The following is a 15,774-nucleotide window of genomic DNA, read 5'->3' on the forward strand; positions in this document are numbered from 1 at the left end:
GGGTCTCCCGGGGCGGCCGTCGCGCTTCGTTCTGCGGTGCCGGGTCAGCCCAGCTGCTGCTCGATCGCGCGCAGCTTGCGCTCCAGCGAGTCCAGCTTGGGCATCGACAGGGTGTCGTCGTCGACCGTCAGGTCGATCGTCGAGCGGTGGGAGGACGAGGCCGAGCCGCTCGTGGAGCCGCTGGTCGAGCCGCTCGCGGAGGAGGAGAAGGAGTAGGACGAACCCACGGCGGCGCGGGGGCGGCCGGCGTCCAGGGCGGTCGGCTCCAGCGGGCTCGTCGAGGCGGACGAGCTGCGCGCGGTCATCGGGGCGAACGGGTCCTGGCCGATCGGGGTGGCGCGGTCGCTCCCGGCGGCTAGGGCAGGCTCCGTAGCGCTCGGGCCGTCTCCGGCAGCCGTGAGCGCGGGCACCTGACGCCCGCCGCGGGCCCGGGCGAGCATGCCGCCCTGGCGGGAGATGGCCTTCAGCTCGGCCCGCTCGCGGCGGTCGGCGGAACGGGCGCGCACCTTGGCGTCCATCTTCGCCTGGCGCTCCTCGCGCACCTCCTCCACCGCTTCGTCCAGGCTGCGGACGTTCTCCAGCAGCATCAGCGACCAGGCCGCGTAGGTCTCGCGCGGGGCGCGCAGCCAGCGGACGATGCGGATCTGCGGCAGCGGACGCGGCACCAGGCCCTGCTCGCGCAGCGCGGCCTTGCGGGTCTGCTTCAGCGCCCGGTCGAACAGGATCGCGGCCGAGATCGACATGCCGGAGAAGAACTGCGGGGCGCCGGCGTGGCCCAGACCGCGCGGGGCGTGCACCCAGTTGAACCAGGCCGAGGCGATCGCGAACACCCAGACCAGCAGGCGGGAACCGAGCGCGGCGTCACCGTGGCTGGCCTCGCGGACGGCGAGCACCGAACAGAACATCGCGGCGCCGTCCAGACCGAACGGGACGAGGTACTCCCAGCCGTTGGACAGGCCGAGGTTCTCGATGCCGAAGCCCACCAGGCCGTGGAACGACAGCGCGGCCGCGACACCGGCGCAGCAGAACAGCAGGGTGTACGAGGAGATGCCGTAGATCATCTCCTTGCGGCGGCGGCGGTCCTCGCTGCGCTCCCAGGAGTCGGCGGACTCGTCCTTCTTCGAGTTCTTGAATCGCAGCGTCGCCAACAGGACGGAGACGAACAGCAGGGCTGCGCCGCCGATGACGGTCCAGACCAGCTGTATGGAGGTCAGGTTCATTGCGGGTCGGGCCTCGGGTTTCCGCAGGGGACAGGTTCACAGTGCGACACAGGCGGTCAGGGCCCGCCGAGCGGGAACCGCCTGACGGGCCGTTCGTCACCGCACGGTGTGCCCACCGCGCCCGCGCGGGGGCGGACGGGACACCTGTGCGGCAAGACGATATCGCGTCCGAAGGGGCGGCATGTTACGGGAGGGCGGCTTCCCCGGGCCAATCGACTCACCGGTTCGCGTCACGGATGGACGTGAACGGCCGTACGGGGTAAGGAAAGGGGAGGTCCGGGTATCCGTCGCCCGGGCCGATGCCCGATCATGGACCGGCGGATCGGTCGTCGGTTCGTCAGTTCGTCCGACGGTGGCAGGGGGAGAGGACTGGATGGTCTCGATCTGGGAGTACCTGCGCGGGGACAGGAGCTACACCTTCGACAATCCGGGTGCCCAGCACAAGGTCACGCTCACCAAGTCGGCGCCGCAGCACGCGCTCACCGGCTCGGCGGCCACCACCGGCTACCTCTACGTCAACCTGCACTGGACCATGCGCTCGGGCGCGACACGGCCGAGCACCCGGGACACCGTCAAGCGCTTCTTCAGCCCGCGGATCCTGAGCCCGCTGGAGCCGGACTCACCGGGGGGCAACGAGCAGGTGAACGTCGACCTCGACCTGGCCTGCATGTACGAACTCTCCGACGGCACCCGGGGCGTGGTGCAGCCGCTCGGCGAACTCTTCGGCGACCTGCGCGAACCGCCGTACATCAAGCTCAGCGGCGACGACCAGTACGGGGCGCCGTCCGGCGAGACGATGTACGTCAACCTGGAGAAGAAGGAGAAGTTCAAGCGGCTGCTGATCTTCGTCTACATCTACGACGGCACCCCGGCCTTCGAGCAGACCCACGCGGTGATAACGATCGTCCCGCAGAGCGGGCCGCGGATCGAGATCAAGCTGGACGAGCGGGCCCGGGCGGCGCGCTCCTGCGCGGTGGTGCTGATCGAGAACGCCGGGGACAACCAGCTGATGGTGCGCCGTGAGGTGCGGTACGTCAACGGGTTCCAGGCGGACATCGACCGGCTGTACGGCTTCGGGATGCAGTGGCAGCGCGGGTACAAGGGGCAGCAGCCGGGGCGCGCGGACTGAGCTCCGGCGGGGCCGTTGTGGTGCTGCGGCGGCCCCGTCGGGGTGGCTGGCTCAGTGGGGCTGGAACTGCGGGCCCTGCGGGGGCAGTGCGAACTCCTCGCCGGCCGGGGCCGGGGCCGGAGCTTGAGCCGGGGCCTGGGCCGAAACGGAGGGTTGCGGCGGGACGGGCGGCTGCTGGCCGGTGCCGGGCAGCTGCTGGGGCGGGTAGCCGTAGCTGCCGGGGTGCTGCTGCGAGGGAATGGGCGGGTTCGGCTGGGGGTAGCCGTAGCCGGCGCCCGGCTGGGGCTGCGGCGGGTACGGCTGGGCGGGCTGGGGGTAGCCGTAACCGGTCGATGGCTGCTGCTGCGGGTAGCCGTACCCCGTGCCCGGCTGCTGCTGGGGGTAGCCGTAGCCGCCCGGGTGGTGGGTCGGCGGGGCGGGCGGGGCCGGCGGGACGTTCGGGGGCGCGGTGGGCGGGGCCACCGGCGGGGGCGTCATGGTCGGCGGGGTGGTGGGCGGCGGGGGAGGGGTCGGCGGAGCGGCGGGCGGCGGGGTCGTCGGGCCGGTCGCGGCGGCGGCGCCGGTGTTGGCCGGGGCCGGGGCGGTCGTGGGCTGCGCCGGCGGCTGGGGGTGGGACTGGGGGTGCGGGACGGCCGGGCTCAGGGTGAAGGTGCCGGGCTCGGGCCGGGCGTCAGGGCGGGCCTCCGAGCGGGGGTCGCGCAGCGGGGTGGCGCGCGGGTCGACGGCGCCGGTGGGGCCGGAGGTGGACGCGGGCGCCGGGGCCGCAGCCGCCGCGGCCTCCTCCGCCTCGTCGTCGACGGTGATGCCGAAGTCGGTGGCCAGGCCGATCAGGCCGGAGGTGTAGCCCTGGCCGATCGCCCGGAGCTTCCAGCTGCCGTTGCGCCGGTAGAGCTCGGCCGCGACGAGCGCGGTGACGCTCTCGGCGTCCTCGATCGCGAACTCGGCGAGCGGCACCGCGCCCTCGCCGCTCGCGGCGTCGAACAGCAGCAGCCGCAGCCCGGGGACGGCGCGGAACGGGCCGCCCTCGGAGGAGCCGGCCAGCACCACCCGGTCCACCTCGACGGGCAGCTTGGCGAGCTCGACCTCGACCGTGTCGATGATCTCGGCACCGCCGGAGGTGTGCTGCTTGGGCAGGTGTCGCACCAGCCCGGAGGGGTGCCGCGGCTGGTTGTAGAAGACGAAGTCGGCGTCCGAACGGACCTTGCCGTTGGCGCCGAGCAGCAGCGCGGACGCGTCCACGTCCGGCGCACCGGGCGTGGCGCTCCAGCGCAGCACGGCGCGGACCGCCGCCGCCGGCAGTGCGATGTTGGCGCCCTTGGCCATCACGTGCGTCATAGCGGACCATCCTGCCTGTTCGCCACCGCTTCGGACAACGTGACCCGGAGCGCCTCAGCGGGGGCGGACTTTGCCAAGACTTGCGGTTGGCCGAGGTTTGCCGCGCGCGGTCCCACGACCGTCGGATGATCGTCCCCCTGGGCGCCGAGGGCGCCCGATGTTCCGGGAGTTCAGTGCCCCGGCGTGGGGAACGGCCGGAATCCGTCCGTACGATGGGCGTTCGAACAGGCCCCCGCAGGGTCGGCGGAAGGGAGTCCGCCGGCGGTGCGTCCAGGTGAAACCGCGGGCCGGAGGCCGTCCATCCCCGAGGAGACCACCTTGCGCCATTTCGGCCACCTCGCCGACGACGTCCGCGCCCGGCTGTTCCTGGAGCAGCCGCGGACGTTCACCGCGCAGAGCGAGCCCGCGGTGCTCGCCACCGCCCTCGGCGGCACCCTCTACAGCCCCGCCACCAGGCCCGCACTGGCCGCCGACATCCGCAAACTGGCTGCTCGGGGCGTGGTTTCGATGGTGCTCTGCCTGGAGGACGCGATCGCCGACCACGAGGTGGACGCGGGCGAGCGGAACCTGGTCGAACAGATCGCCGACCTGGTCAGTGATTTCACCGACTGCACACAGGATCATCCACTTCTCTTCATCAGGGTTCGCACCGCCGCGCAGATCCTCGACCTGGCCGAACGACTCGGCCCCGCCGTCGGGCTGCTGAGCGGCTTCGTGCTGCCCAAGTTCACGGCCGAGGACGGCGGTGCCTACCTGGCCGCCCTCGCCGCCGCCGAGGCCGCCACCGGGCGGCGGCTGTTCGCCATGCCCGTCCTGGAATCGCCCGAACTCGCCCACCTGGAGACCAGGCGCGAGCAGCTCTTCGGCATCGCCGAGCTGCTCGCCGCCCACCGTGAACGGGTGCTCGCCGTCCGGCTCGGCGTCACCGACCTGTGCTCCGCCTACGGGCTGCGGCGCTCGCCCGACCTCACCGCGTACGACGTGGCGCTGGTCGCGGCGGTGATCGGGGACGTGGTCAACGTGCTCGGCCGGGCGGACGGCACCGGGTACACCGTGACCGGACCGGTCTGGGAGTACTTCCCGGTGCAGGAGCGGATGTTCAAGCCGCAGCTGCGCCGCACCCCGTTCGCGGCGAGCGCCGGGACGGCCCGGGCCTCCGGTGAGGAGGTCCGCCGCCGGATCATCGAGCACGACCTGGACGGGCTCATCCGCGAGGTCGAACTCGACCGCACCAACGGTCTGTTGGGCAAGACCTGCATCCATCCCAGCCACGTCCCCGCGGTGCACGCGCTCTCCGTGGTCACGCACGAGGAGTACTGCGACGCCCGCGACATCCTCCGGCAGGAGCAGGACGGCGGCGGGGTACTGCGCTCGGCGTACACGAACAAGATGAACGAGGCCCGGCCGCACCGCGCCTGGGCGGAACGGGTGCTGCTGCGGGCGGAGGTCTTCGGGGTCGCCCGCGAGGACGTGAGCTTCGCGGAGCTCCTGTCGGCCTGTCTGTGCGGCTGACCGACCCCTGAGCGACCGAGCCCCGACCGGCCTCCGACCGACCGGCGTCCGACTGGCCTCTGACCGACTGACCTCTGACCGACTGACCTCTGACCGACACGCACGACCTGATCAGCACCATCGAAGGCGGGACCAGCAGTGACGAGCAGTATTCAGCAGACCACGTGGACCGGGCGCTGGGTCGCCGAGCGGGCCGGGGTGGCGCTGACCGGATCGGAGCGCCTGCCCGAACTCGTCGGCCTGGCCCTGCGCTCCGGCAACCCCAGGCGCGCCCACCTGCTGGTCTCCAGCGTGCTCGGCAAGCACGTCCCGCAGCGGCCCGCCGTGGTGCACGGCGCCGGGCTCGAACTCGGCCGCCGGGTCAAGGAACTGCTCGGCGACGAGGCGGCCGGGCGGGCCGTCGTGCTGGGCTACGCGGAGACGGCCACCGGCCTCGGCCACAGCGTCGCCGACGGCCTCGACGCGCCCTACCTGCACTCCACCCGCCGCGCCGTCCCCGGGATCCCCCCGCTCGGTGGCTTCGAGGAGGAACACTCGCACGCCACCGGGCACCTGCTGCTCCCCGCCGACCCCGAACTGCTGGCCGGCGGTGGCCCGTTGGTGCTGGTGGACGACGAGCTGTCGACCGGGCGGACCGTCCTCAACACCATCCGCGAACTGCACGGCCGCCACCCGCGCGACCACTACGTGCTGGTCGCCCTGGTCGACCTGCGCCCGGCCGAGGACCGGCGCCGGCTCGCCGCGGCCGCCGCCGAACTCGGCGCCCGGCTCGACGTGGTGGCCACCGCGAGCGGCGGCGTCGACCTGCCCGAGGACATCGTGGCGCGGGCCGAGCGGCTGATCGCCGCGGTGCCCCCGACCGCCCCGCCCCCGGCCGTCGACCCCGCCCCGCTGGTCCGGGTCGAACTGGACTGGCCCGCCGGGCTGCCGGACGGCGGCCGGCACGGCTTCACCGCCCGCGACCGCGAGCGGCTGGACGCCGTACTGCCGTCGTTGGCCGAGCAGTTGGCGACGGCCCTGGACGGTGCGCAGGCTCAGTCCGGCGCGGCGGAGCGGGTGCTGGTGCTCGGCTTCGAGGAGCTGATGTACGCGCCGCTGCGGCTGGCCGAGGCGCTCGGCCAGCGGCTCGGCGGCGACCGCGTCCGCTACTCCACCACCACCCGCTCGCCCGTCCTCGCCGTGGACGACCCCGGCTACGCCATTCGCACCCGGCTGGCCTTCCCCGCCCACGACGACCCGCAGGACGGCGCCCCGCGCGAGCGCTACGTCTACAACGTCGCCCCCGGCGCCGACGGGGCCCGCCGCTTCGACGCCGTGGTGCTGGTGGTGGACGACGTGGCCGACACCCCGGCCCTGTACCGGGGGGAGTACGCGCTGCTGCGCCAGCTGCGGCAGGTCACCGGCCGGGTGGTCCTCGCGGTACTGCCGTCGCACCAGCCGGCTGCCCCGTCCGGCCCGCTGCTCAGCTCGCCGTCCGGCCCGCTGTCCAGCTCGCCGTCCGGCCCGCTGCCCAGCCCGCTGTACGGCCCGGCGTTCTCCTCGTACCGCCCGGAGGACGTGGCCTGGCTGCTCAAGGACCTCTCCGGCGTCCGGCTGGAGGCCCCCACCGAGGAGCGCGAGGAGGCCGTCCAGAACGGCGGCGCGCACTACGCCGAGTCGCTGCCGGTCGAGTACCGCCCCAGCCCCGAGTACCAGGAGCTGTTCCACCGGGCGCTGCGCGGCTCCGCCGGCCGGATCGCGCTCGCCGTCGGCACCGTCGCCGAGACGCTGCTGCGCGAGCGCGGCCCCGGACTGGTGCTGGCCTCGCTGGCCCGGGCCGGGACGCCGGTCGGCATCCTGGTGCGCCGCTGGCTGGCCTTCGCCCACGGCCTGGACGTACCGCACTACGCGGTGTCGATCGTGCGCGGCCGGGGCATCGACCGGGTCGCCCTGCGCTACCTGGCGGCCCACCACCGGGCAGCGGACGTGGTGTTCGTGGACGGCTGGACCGGCAAGGGTGCGATCACCCGCGAACTCGCCGACGCCCTGGCCGGCACCGGCTTCGACCCGGACCTCGCGGTGCTCGCCGACCCCGGCCGCTGCGTGCGCACCCACGGCACCCGGGACGACTTCCTGATCCCCTCCGCCTGCCTCAACTCCACGGTCTCCGGGCTGGTTTCGCGCACCGTGCTGCGCGCCGGGCTGATCGGGCCGGACGACTTCCACGGGGCCAAGCACTACGCCGAACTGGCCGGCGGCGACGTGTCGGAGGCCTTCCTGTCCACGGTGGCCGCGTGCTTCGGCGACGTCCGCGCGGCCGCGGTCGAAGGCGCCGAGCGGCTGGCCACCGACCCGGACCGCGCCCCCGACTGGGCCGGCTGGGCCGCCGTCGAGCGGATCAGCGCCGAGTACGGGATCGACGACGTCAACCTGGTGAAGCCCGGGGTCGGCGAGACCACCCGGGTGCTGCTGCGACGCGTCCCCTGGCGGGTGCTGGCCCGACGCGGCGCCGGTGCCGACCTCGACCACGTACGCCTTCTCGCCGCGCAGCGCGGAGTCCCGGTCGAGGAGGTGGACGGGCTGCCGTACAGCTGCGTGGGCCTCGTCCACCCCCGCTACAGTCGGGGCGCGACGGGGGCCGGCGGGCTGGCCGTGCGGGGGAGGGAGTCCTGATGAGCGGTGCGCTGGTGGCCAGCGATCTCGACCGTACGCTGATCTACTCCGAGCGGGCGCTGGCCCTGGACGGCCCCGACCGGGCGGCCCCGCGGCTGCTCTGCGTCGAGGTGCTGGACGGGCGGCCGCTGTCCTACCTGACCGAGCGGGCGGCCGCGCTGCTGACCGAGCTGGGCCGCACGGCCGGCTTCGTGCCCGCCACCACCAGGACCGTCGAGCAGTACCGGCGGGTCAACCTGCCCGGCCCGCAGCCGGCTTACGCGATCTGCGCGAACGGCGGACAGCTGCTGGTGCACGGCGAGCCGGACCCGGACTGGCGCCGCGAGATCACGGCCCGGATCGCGGCCGGCTCGGCGCCGACGGAGGAGGTCGTCCGGCAGCTCGCGCTCCGCGCCGACCCGGAGTGGACCCGCAAGCGGCGGGTCGCCGACGAGCTGTTCGCCTACCTGGTCGTCGAGCGCGACCGGCTGCCCGACGGATGGCTGGCCGAACTGACCGGCTGGTGCGCCGAACACGGCTGGCGGGTCTCGCTGCAGGGCCGCAAGGTTTACGCCGTGCCGCAGCCGCTGTGCAAGAGCGCGGCGCTGGCCGAGGTCCTCCACCGCAGCGGCGCGGGCACCGTGCTGGCGGCCGGGGACTCGCTGCTGGACGCCGACCTGCTGCTCGCCGCCGACGCCGCATGGCACCCCGGGCACGGCGAACTGGCCGACTGCGGATGGACGGCCCCCGGCGTCACCGCCCTCGCGGAGGTGGGGGTGGCGGCGGGGGAGGAGATCGTCCGTCGGTTCCACGCGGCCGCTGCGGCCGGCTAGCCGCCGCGGTCGGCCAGGGCCTGCCCGGCCCTGGCCCCGGAGCCTGCCCGGCCCTGGCCCCGGAGCCTGCCCGGCCCTGGCCCGGGAATCTGTTCCGGTCCTAGCCGCAGCACCCGCCGCCGCAGCACCCGCCCCCGCCCGGGGCCTGCTGCTGCGGCGCGCCGCCAGCCGTGCCGCCCGCAGCGGCTCCGGTCACGGCGACGGTGGACAGCAGCTTCACGGTGTCCTGGTGGCCCTGCGGGCAGGCGGCGGGGTCATTGGCCTGCGCCATCGGGCGGCTGAGCTCGAAGGTGGCTCCGCAGGAGCGGCAGCGGAAGTCGTAGCGTGGCATACCGGCAGGGTACCCACCTCGCTCAGCGGTGCTGGCCCAGGTCTCCACGGATCAGGCCGATCACCCGCGCCGCCGTCTCCCGCACCGCCGCCAGCTCGGTCAGGAAGTACCAGTAGTCGGGGTGCCGGCCGGCCGCCTGGAGCGTCGCCACCGCCCGGTCCAGGCGGGCCACCGCCTCGTCCAGCGGCGCGGCGTGCCGCGGGTCCGGCGCGCTGCGGCCCGCCATCGCCAGGCGCTGGGCGTCCCGCACGGCGAAGCGGGCCCGCTCGACCTCCCGGTTCGGGTCGTGCTGCACCTCGTTCAGCTGCCGCAGCCGGTCGTTCACCGCCTGGACCGAGCCGTCCGCGGTGTCCAGCAGCGCGCGGACCGTACCGATCGCGGCCGTGGCGTCCGCCCAGCGCTGCTCGTCCCGGGCCCGGGCGGCCTCGGCGAGCTTGCGCTCCGCGGCCCGGCCGGCCTCGGCGACCTGCTCCGGCACCGGCTGGAGGTCCTGCCAGCAGGCGGTGCTGAACCGGCGGCGCAGCTCGCTCAGCGCCGGGTCGACGGTCGCCGCCTTGGTCTCCAGCGCCTGGATCCTGGTCCGCAGGCTCGACACCCGCCGGTCGAGCTCGCGGGCCCGCTCGGGCAGCTGGGCGGCGTCCGCGCTGATCGCCTCCGCCCGCCGCCTCACGTCCTCGGCCCGCTGCAGCGTGGCGGCCACGCCGTGCCGGGCCGCGCCCTCGTTCAGCCGCCCCAACTCGGGCGCCAGCTCGGCCAGCCGGGCCGCCGGCTCGTCGGCCCGCAACCCGACGCCGCGGACCTCGTCCAGCGTGGTGGTGGCCTGCAACAGCGCGCGCTTGGCCTGCTCGACGGCCGGGGCGACCCGCATCAGCTGCTGCTCGGCGTGCTGGACGGTGGGCTGGAGGCGACGCAGGAAGTCGGTCAGCTCCGCGCGGGCGGAGCGCAGCTGGCCCTTCACGTCTTCCAGCAGGCGCCGCGCCTGGGCGGCGGAACCGGCGTCCAGGGCCTCGTTGTCCAGGTCATGGGCGTCGAGGGCAGCCAGGTAGTTCACCGTGACCTGCTCGACCCGGCCGGAGATCGCCGGCAACTCGGCCAGCAGCCGCTGCGCCCCCGCGCCCTCCTCGCCGGCCCGGACGGTCTCCACCGCGAGCTGCACCTCGCGCTGCGTCTCGTCCAGCTCGTAGAACGCCTCCTGCGCCGCGGCCCGGGCCTCCTGGGCCTCCGCCCGCACGCCCTCCCCGGCCCCGCGCCGACCCCACCAGCCGCCACTGCCCGCCGACGCCAGCCCCACAGCCCCCAACGCACCCGCCAGCACCACCGGCAACACCAGCGCATCGCCCAGCGCACTCTCCGCCCGACGCCGCCCCCGCTGCCCGCTCCCGCCGGCCACCGCCACTGCGCGCTCCCTGCTCGACCCGCTGATCCAGCGCCATTCTCCCCGATCCGCCCCACCCGGCGGCACCCCGGGGCCCGCCCCACACCACACCACCCCTCCGGACCAGGTACCCTAAGCTCTCGTCGTGCGCCCACCGGGCCACGACCGGGGGCGCGTAGCTCAGTGGTAGAGCGCTGCTCTTACAAAGCAGATGTCGGCGGTTCGAAACCGTCCGCGCCCACCAGCACAAAAGGCCCGCAGCGATCACGCTGCGGGCCTTTTGACTGCACTGATTGACGGCAACCGCTGATGTCAGTCGGTCTTGCGGCGCCTCTTGAGCAAGCGGTCCATGTGCCCGAGGGCCTCGCGTTGCGTCTCCTCCGAGACGTGCGTGTAGACGTTCATGGTCACGGCGATCTGGGAGTGCCCCAGGATCTCCATCACCACCCGCGGGGCGACGCCGGCGGCGAACAGGATGGTCGCGCAGCCGTGCCGCGTGTCGTGGAGGCGGATGCGCGGCAGACCGGTGTCTGCACCGGTCCGCTCCGAAGGACCGGCTGAGGTTCCGGGGCTCGAGCGGCCGGCCGGTCCGGGTGGTGAATCCGTGCCACAGGTCCGCCGGATCGAGGGGTACGTGGCGGTCGTGCACGAGAACCGGCTTGGCGATAGGCGCGGAGCGCCGCGACGCGCGGGGAGCAGGACAGCCTCACCCCCGGCGCCGATGCCCGGACGCCCGGCAGGCGCGGTTGACGTCCTCCGCCGGCCGGTCGGCGGAGGACGTCCCGTCACTCCTGGAAGGGGCTTGGTTCCCAGGCCTTCCCGCCGGGCGGGTATCTGTACAGCGGCCGGCCCTTGAGCGCGCTGGTGCGGAAGGGCATGCCCGCGCCGGGGCCGATGGTCAGCGTGCCCGTCCGGTTGCCGCTGGACCACTCCAGTTCCAGGTACCAGCTGACGTCATGGGAGGTGGTCGCGGCGTTGACCTCGATGACCTCCGGGTCCCGCTCGCTCACCTTGAGCGGCAGGCCGGTGCTGCCCTCGAACACCACCGGGCGGGGGTGGGCCGCGTCCAGGTCGAGGTCGTACGAGTGGACGCCGACTCCGCCGCCGCAGCCCTCGCCCATGGAGTAGGCGTTCCAGGGCAGCGGGGCCGCGATCCGGGCGATGCGGACGTTGAGGGCGGTCAGCACGACGGTGTCGCTGCCGGTGCCCTGCACGATGAGCTCGATCGACTGGTACTGACCGGGGACCGCACCGGTCTTGGCGGCCCAGGCGGGGGCGTCCGCCACCGCGGGCGGGCGGGGGACTTCCGACGGTGGGCGGTCGATCACGTACTTGTCGCACTCGGGGTCGTCCCGGCGGGACGGGCGGACCGTGACGGTGATCGGGGCACTCGCACCCCGGTCCACGGCGCCGGTCGCCCCGGCGTCCGCCGCCGGGGCCGGAGCGGACGTGGGGTCACCGCTCGGGTGAGTCTTCAGTCCGGTGGCGACGGCCCCGAGGGCGGCGAGGATGGCGGTGGCCGTCACGGCGGCGAGTAGGCCCCGGTGTACTCGCCGCCGTGACGGCACGGCGGGGGTACGCGCAGGGGCGGCCGTCCCGATCTCCACGACGCCTTCGGCGGCCGGTCGTGCTTCCGGTTCCGGTTCGGGGACCGGACACGCGACCGGTGCCGGTGCCGGTGCCGACGCCAGTGCCGGTTCCGGTTCCGGTGCCGTCCCCGCAACCGCTGGCGGGGCCTTCGGCGCGGGGGCGGGTGCGGACGCCTGCCGGTTCCCCCGCGACGTGTGGGCGACGACCCACAGCCGGTAGAGCTCGGTGCGCTCCTCCGGGGTCGCCCGGCACAACCGCGCGAGGCGCTCCAGCGGATCGAATTCCACCGGCATCACGTCGCCGGTGCAGTAGCGGTGCAACGCGGACGTGCTCACGTGCAGTCGCTTCGCCAGCACGCCGTAACTGAGACCCGAACGGCTCTTCAGTTCCTGGAGCAGCCGTGCGATCTCCTGTGCCTCCCTCAACTCCCCGGTCCCCTCCGCACTGATCCTCCACCCGTTCGCGAACCCCCTCGGAGCTACCGCCGCGGTGATCCGGCCCGTCGCCGGCAACCGGATCGCCGGGACTCCGACCCGACGTGAGCTCCGGCAGGCAAGCACGCCGCAGACCGTCTCACGGTTCCCCCAAGGTCGCCGGCGGCGCCGGCCGCGCCATCCCGAGCCCCTGCCGGCGCGTCCCAGGAAGGTTACGTCTTCCCAGCTCAAACAGGGTAGAGGCGTCCCCGCGTCCCAGATCGCCGGCCCACCGTTGCGGCGGGGACGAACCGGCGCACAAGCTGACGGCGAAACACCTGGAGGGAGCAACTGTGAGCACTGTTCGGGCGGCCCGGGCCGCGATACGCACCAACGACCGATTCCACCGCGGTGTGGTGGCGCTGGCGGTGGGCGGGGTCCTGCTGATGTCCGCGGCCTGCGGCGACGGCGACGGCCGGGACAAGGGCGCTGACGCCGCCGGCCCCGTCACCTCTGCCACCCCCGCCACGCCCGGCGCCCCCGGCGGGACGGCGGCCACGGCCGCGCCGAAGACGTCGACCGCAGTGCTGGACGTGGAGCCGAAGGACGGGGCCCGGGGAGTCGCACCGACCGCGCTCCAGGTGTCGGTGTCCCACGGCAAGCTCACCGCCGTCGACGTGACCGACAAGGACGGCAAGCCCGTCCAGGGCTCGATCACGGCGGACGGTACCGGCTGGAAGCCCGCCGCCGCGCTCGCCCCCGGCGCGGCGTACACGGTGAACGCCCAGGCCAAGGACGCCGAGGGTCTGATCGCCGCAGCCACCAGCGCCTTCACCACCGCGTTGCCCGGCAAGCAGGTGTCCACCGACGACAACATCGCTGACGGCCATACCTACGGGGTGGGCATGATCGTCAAGGTGGAGTTCAGCAGCGGGATCGTGAACAAGGACGCCGTCGCCAAGGCCATCACCTTCGAAACGGACAACGGGACGGAGGTGAAGGGCCACTGGTTCGGCGACAACCGGATCGACTTCCGCCCGGCGGACTACTGGAAGCCGAACACCAAGGTCACCGTCCACTACCGGCTGAAGAACGTCGAAGTCGCCCCCGGTGTGTGGGGCGACGTCGACAAGGACGAACCGTTCACCATCGGCCGGTCACAGGTCACCACCGCAGACGCCGCCGCGCACCAGATGACGATCAGGCGGGACGGCAAGTCCACCACCGTGCCCGCCACCCTCGGCGACGACAAGCATCCCTCCTGGGGCGGGACCATGGTCATCATGTCCAAGGAGAAGGTCACCCACATGAACTCCCAGACCGTCGGCCTGGGCGACGAGTACGACATCCCCGACGCCCCGCACGCGATGCGGCTGACGACGAGCGGCACCTACGTCCACGGGAACTACTGGTACAAGGTCGACCTGTTCGGCAAGGCCAACACGAGCCACGGCTGCGTCTCGCTCAAGGACGTGGAGGGCGGCAGCGACACTTCCCCCGCCGGGTCGTTCTTCAACAGCTCGCTGATCGGCGACGTCGTCACGGTGGTGAACACCAAGGAGAAGACCGTTTCTCCCGACAACGGCCTCGGCGGCTGGAACGTCTCCTGGGCCAACTGGTAGCACCCGCCCGCTGAGCAGCCGTCCTCCGCCCGGCGCACCGGGCCGGCCTGGCGGCCGTTCAGTCGGTCGAGGTCCTCATGAATCGATCGATCACGTGACCGATCAACGGCCTCGGCGGCCCGGGGCCTGGTCACCAGGCCAGGGATGTCGGCGGCTCGAAACCGTCCGCGCCCACCAGCGCGAAGGGCCGGTTCGGAGGCTTGATCCTCGAACTGGCCCTTGAGCGTTTCCAGGTTCTACTCGTTCCGTGCCACCGGCGTGCCAGATGCCCCCCGGCGCCGCCCTCCGCTCGTCGAGGGCCTGGCGGACGGCCCGTACGGTCGGCGATGGCGCGGTGCCGGTCGCTGGTCATGTGCTGGTAGACGGCGCGGGCCCGGGTACTGCGGTACTGCCGTGGCCCGTCCGGACATGAGGCCGGCTTTGCCGCTGGGACCCGTCGGGGATCATGGGTGTGTGACTTCCAGGGAAGAGAGTGCCGCTCGGCTTCAGGAGCAAGCAGCGCGGTGGAGCGTGGGCACGGGCTCCGCCAATGAGGTCGTTCTCGCGGCCTGCGATGCACTGGCGACCGGCTTGGACGGCCCGGCCTTGCGTGCTCTGGCCGCGTGCGAGAAGGCGGAGGCAGACCGAGAGCTTCCGAACCTGCTGCCGGCCGCTCTCGAAGAGCAGGGTTTGACGTACTACACCTTCGGAAGCGACGAGGCTTCCGAAGCCGGGGTTCGTCTCCTGGCCTCCCTGATGCTGGATGGTCGGCTCACTCCCCGTGAACTGGCCGCTCAAGTCCAGCGGCGGTTCGGGTATGACCTGGAGCTGGCTGTTGGCCTGTCATCGCTCGACGACGAGTACGACCTCCTCCGGGTGACCGGTCGCACGGTCGACGAGATCGACGCGGAGGTCATCGCCGAGGCCCGGAGGGTCCTTCGGGTGGAGGGGAACTTGGACGACCGAGCACGAGAGCGCATTTCCTGACGGTGCCGGGACCGACCCCCGGCCGTTTGGGGTGCTCAGTGCGGCCGGGTGTCCTCGGCGTCCCAGCCGGCGATCTCCCGGAGGGCGTTCAGGTGGCGGTCCAGTGCTGTCCGGCCGGCCTTGGTGAGGGAGAGCCAGGTGCGGCCGCGCTTTCCGACGAAGGTCTTGCGCACCTGCACGTATCCGGCCTCCTCCAGCAGTGCGATCTGCTTGGACAGCGCCGAGTCCGTGATCTCGACCGCCTCGCGGATGGACTTGAAGTCGGCCTCGTCGACTGCGGCCAGTGCGGCGGTGATCGAGAGCCGGATCGGCGCGTGTATGACGGTGTCGAGTGACCACCGTGGATGGCTCATGTGTTTCCCGATCCGGCAGGCTTGGCTCTGTGGTCCAGGAGTGCGACCAGGAAGAACGGAAGGGCGCACAGGACCGCTCCTGGCAGCCACCACAGCGGCTCGCCGGAGAATTTTACGGTACCGATGAGCACGGTGAGGCTGTAGATACCTGCTCCGGCCGAGGTGATGACGGCGTACCGCGCCCGGTGGTGCCGTGGTACGACCGGGCGCGTCGCCGTGTAGATGCCCAGGAACAGGAGGGGGAACAGGAGCCCGAACGGCATCGAGTACCGGGTGGACGGCTGGATCAGTAACCCGTACACGGCCGTCGAGACCATCATCGCGAGGCCCAGCAGGACGACGCCGACGACATGGGACCGGGCACCCCTGCGCATCCGCGAGGCCAGCACTTCGGCCGAGGCGAGCGCCTGCTCCGCTTCCTGCTTGTCCACCGTTACGCCTTCTTCCTTCTCTTCCTTCATGGC

Annotated in this window: 13 protein-coding genes, 1 tRNA gene and 2 pseudogenes; 7 read left to right on the plus strand and 9 right to left on the minus strand. The window is 73.2% G+C overall.

The annotated features are described in order from the left end of the window. Nucleotides 1-44 precede the first annotated feature (44 nt). Nucleotides 45-1,220: a DUF2637 domain-containing protein gene (locus BOQ63_RS30255; protein ID WP_030287529.1), complete on the minus strand. Its 1,176-nt coding sequence runs from the start codon at nt 1,218-1,220 to the stop codon at nt 45-47. Nucleotides 1,221-1,593: 373 nt separating this feature from the next. Here BOQ63_RS30255 and BOQ63_RS30260 point away from each other — a divergent pair, with 373 nt between their 5' ends. Further along, nucleotides 1,594-2,349, plus strand: coding sequence for a Tellurium resistance (locus BOQ63_RS30260; protein ID WP_030287527.1), 756 nt, complete (start codon nt 1,594-1,596; stop codon nt 2,347-2,349). A 51-nt stretch (nt 2,350-2,400) separates the two neighbouring features. Here the strand turns inward: BOQ63_RS30260 and BOQ63_RS30265 are convergent, their stop codons facing one another. Next, nucleotides 2,401-3,684 (minus strand): TerD family protein, encoded by a 1,284-nt coding sequence (locus tag BOQ63_RS30265; protein ID WP_150476174.1) that lies wholly within the window; start codon nt 3,682-3,684, stop codon nt 2,401-2,403. Nucleotides 3,685-4,002: 318 nt separating this feature from the next. Here BOQ63_RS30265 and BOQ63_RS30270 point away from each other — a divergent pair, with 318 nt between their 5' ends. The 3 genes from BOQ63_RS30270 (at nt 4,003) to BOQ63_RS30280 (ending at nt 8,660) form a co-directional block, all read left to right on the plus strand. Beyond that, complete coding sequence (locus BOQ63_RS30270; RefSeq protein ID WP_030555509.1) at nt 4,003-5,196, plus strand: HpcH/HpaI aldolase/citrate lyase family protein; 1,194 nt, start codon at nt 4,003-4,005, stop codon at nt 5,194-5,196. Between the two features lie 138 nt (nt 5,197-5,334). After that, nucleotides 5,335-7,848 (plus strand): phosphoribosyltransferase, encoded by a 2,514-nt coding sequence (locus BOQ63_RS30275; RefSeq protein ID WP_030288780.1) that lies wholly within the window; start codon nt 5,335-5,337, stop codon nt 7,846-7,848. Then, on the plus strand, nt 7,848-8,660 hold the full coding sequence (locus BOQ63_RS30280; protein WP_030288777.1) for a hypothetical protein: 813 nt from the start codon (nt 7,848-7,850) through the stop codon (nt 8,658-8,660). Before BOQ63_RS30275 ends, BOQ63_RS30280 begins: the two co-directional genes overlap by 1 nt. A 100-nt stretch (nt 8,661-8,760) precedes the next feature. Here BOQ63_RS30280 and BOQ63_RS30285 read toward each other — a convergent pair whose 3' ends face one another. Next, entirely contained in the window at nt 8,761-8,991 is a 231-nt protein-coding gene (locus BOQ63_RS30285) for an FmdB family zinc ribbon protein (RefSeq protein WP_030288775.1), read from the minus strand. A gap of 22 nt (nt 8,992-9,013) precedes the next feature. Further along, nucleotides 9,014-10,387: a hypothetical protein gene (locus BOQ63_RS30290; RefSeq protein ID WP_223886075.1), complete on the minus strand. Its 1,374-nt coding sequence runs from the start codon at nt 10,385-10,387 to the stop codon at nt 9,014-9,016. Nucleotides 10,388-10,535: 148 nt separating this feature from the next. On the opposite strand from BOQ63_RS30290, the gene BOQ63_RS30295 reads away from it, so the two are divergent. Further along, nucleotides 10,536-10,610 (plus strand) — tRNA-Val (locus BOQ63_RS30295). Nucleotides 10,611-10,678: 68 nt separating this feature from the next. On the opposite strand, the pseudogene BOQ63_RS30300 reads toward BOQ63_RS30295, so the two are convergent. The 3 genes and pseudogenes from BOQ63_RS30300 to BOQ63_RS30310 all read right to left on the minus strand — a co-directional run. After that, nucleotides 10,679-10,967 (minus strand): annotated as a pseudogene (locus tag BOQ63_RS30300) (tyrosine-type recombinase/integrase); the annotation flags it as partial. 184 nt (nt 10,968-11,151) lie between these two features. Further along, entirely contained in the window at nt 11,152-11,892 is a 741-nt protein-coding gene (locus tag BOQ63_RS30305) for a hypothetical protein (protein ID WP_223886338.1), read from the minus strand. A 294-nt stretch (nt 11,893-12,186) separates the two neighbouring features. Continuing rightward, nucleotides 12,187-12,516: pseudogene (locus BOQ63_RS30310) on the minus strand (helix-turn-helix domain-containing protein); the annotation flags it as partial. 206 nt (nt 12,517-12,722) lie between these two features. Here BOQ63_RS30310 and BOQ63_RS30315 point away from each other — a divergent pair. Further along, on the plus strand, nt 12,723-13,991 hold the full coding sequence (locus BOQ63_RS30315) for a L,D-transpeptidase (protein WP_051747173.1): 1,269 nt from the start codon (nt 12,723-12,725) through the stop codon (nt 13,989-13,991). Nucleotides 13,992-14,501: 510 nt separating this feature from the next. Further along, the gene (locus BOQ63_RS30320) at nt 14,502-14,957 is read left to right on the plus strand and encodes a hypothetical protein (RefSeq protein WP_223886076.1); all 456 of its coding nucleotides are present in this window, start codon (nt 14,502-14,504) and stop codon (nt 14,955-14,957) included. A 35-nt stretch (nt 14,958-14,992) separates the two neighbouring features. On the opposite strand, the gene BOQ63_RS30325 is transcribed toward BOQ63_RS30320, so the two are convergent. Beyond that, nucleotides 14,993-15,310 carry a winged helix-turn-helix domain-containing protein gene (locus tag BOQ63_RS30325; RefSeq protein WP_030555513.1) on the minus strand — a complete coding sequence of 106 codons (318 nt, stop codon included), beginning with the start codon at nt 15,308-15,310 and terminating at the stop codon, nt 14,993-14,995. Next, a complete protein-coding gene (locus BOQ63_RS30330; RefSeq protein ID WP_030288764.1) occupies nt 15,307-15,771 on the minus strand; it encodes a hypothetical protein in 465 nt (154 codons plus the stop codon). The genes BOQ63_RS30325 and BOQ63_RS30330 overlap by 4 nt, the downstream gene beginning before the upstream one ends. Nucleotides 15,772-15,774: the final 3 nt, after the last annotated feature.

It is taken from the genome of Streptomyces viridifaciens, from assembly GCF_001888885.2.
In the GTDB taxonomy this organism is placed as follows: domain Bacteria; phylum Actinomycetota; class Actinomycetes; order Streptomycetales; family Streptomycetaceae; genus Kitasatospora; species Kitasatospora aureofaciens.

Bases quoted from the DNA above. Each gene is read 5' to 3' on its own strand.
- BOQ63_RS30265 (WP_150476174.1), bottom strand. From the start codon at position 3,684: ATGACGCACGTGATGGCCAAGGGCGCCAACATCGCACTGCCGGCGGCG.
- BOQ63_RS30325 (WP_030555513.1), bottom strand. From the start codon at position 15,310: ATGAGCCATCCACGGTGGTCACTCGACACCGTCATACACGCGCCGATC.
- BOQ63_RS30260 (WP_030287527.1), top strand. From the start codon at position 1,594: ATGGTCTCGATCTGGGAGTACCTGCGCGGGGACAGGAGCTACACCTTC.
- BOQ63_RS30285 (WP_030288775.1), bottom strand. From the start codon at position 8,991: ATGCCACGCTACGACTTCCGCTGCCGCTCCTGCGGAGCCACCTTCGAG.
- BOQ63_RS30330 (WP_030288764.1), bottom strand. From the start codon at position 15,771: ATGAAGGAAGAGAAGGAAGAAGGCGTAACGGTGGACAAGCAGGAAGCG.
- BOQ63_RS30255 (WP_030287529.1), bottom strand. From the start codon at position 1,220: ATGAACCTGACCTCCATACAGCTGGTCTGGACCGTCATCGGCGGCGCA.
- BOQ63_RS30280 (WP_030288777.1), top strand. From the start codon at position 7,848: ATGAGCGGTGCGCTGGTGGCCAGCGATCTCGACCGTACGCTGATCTAC.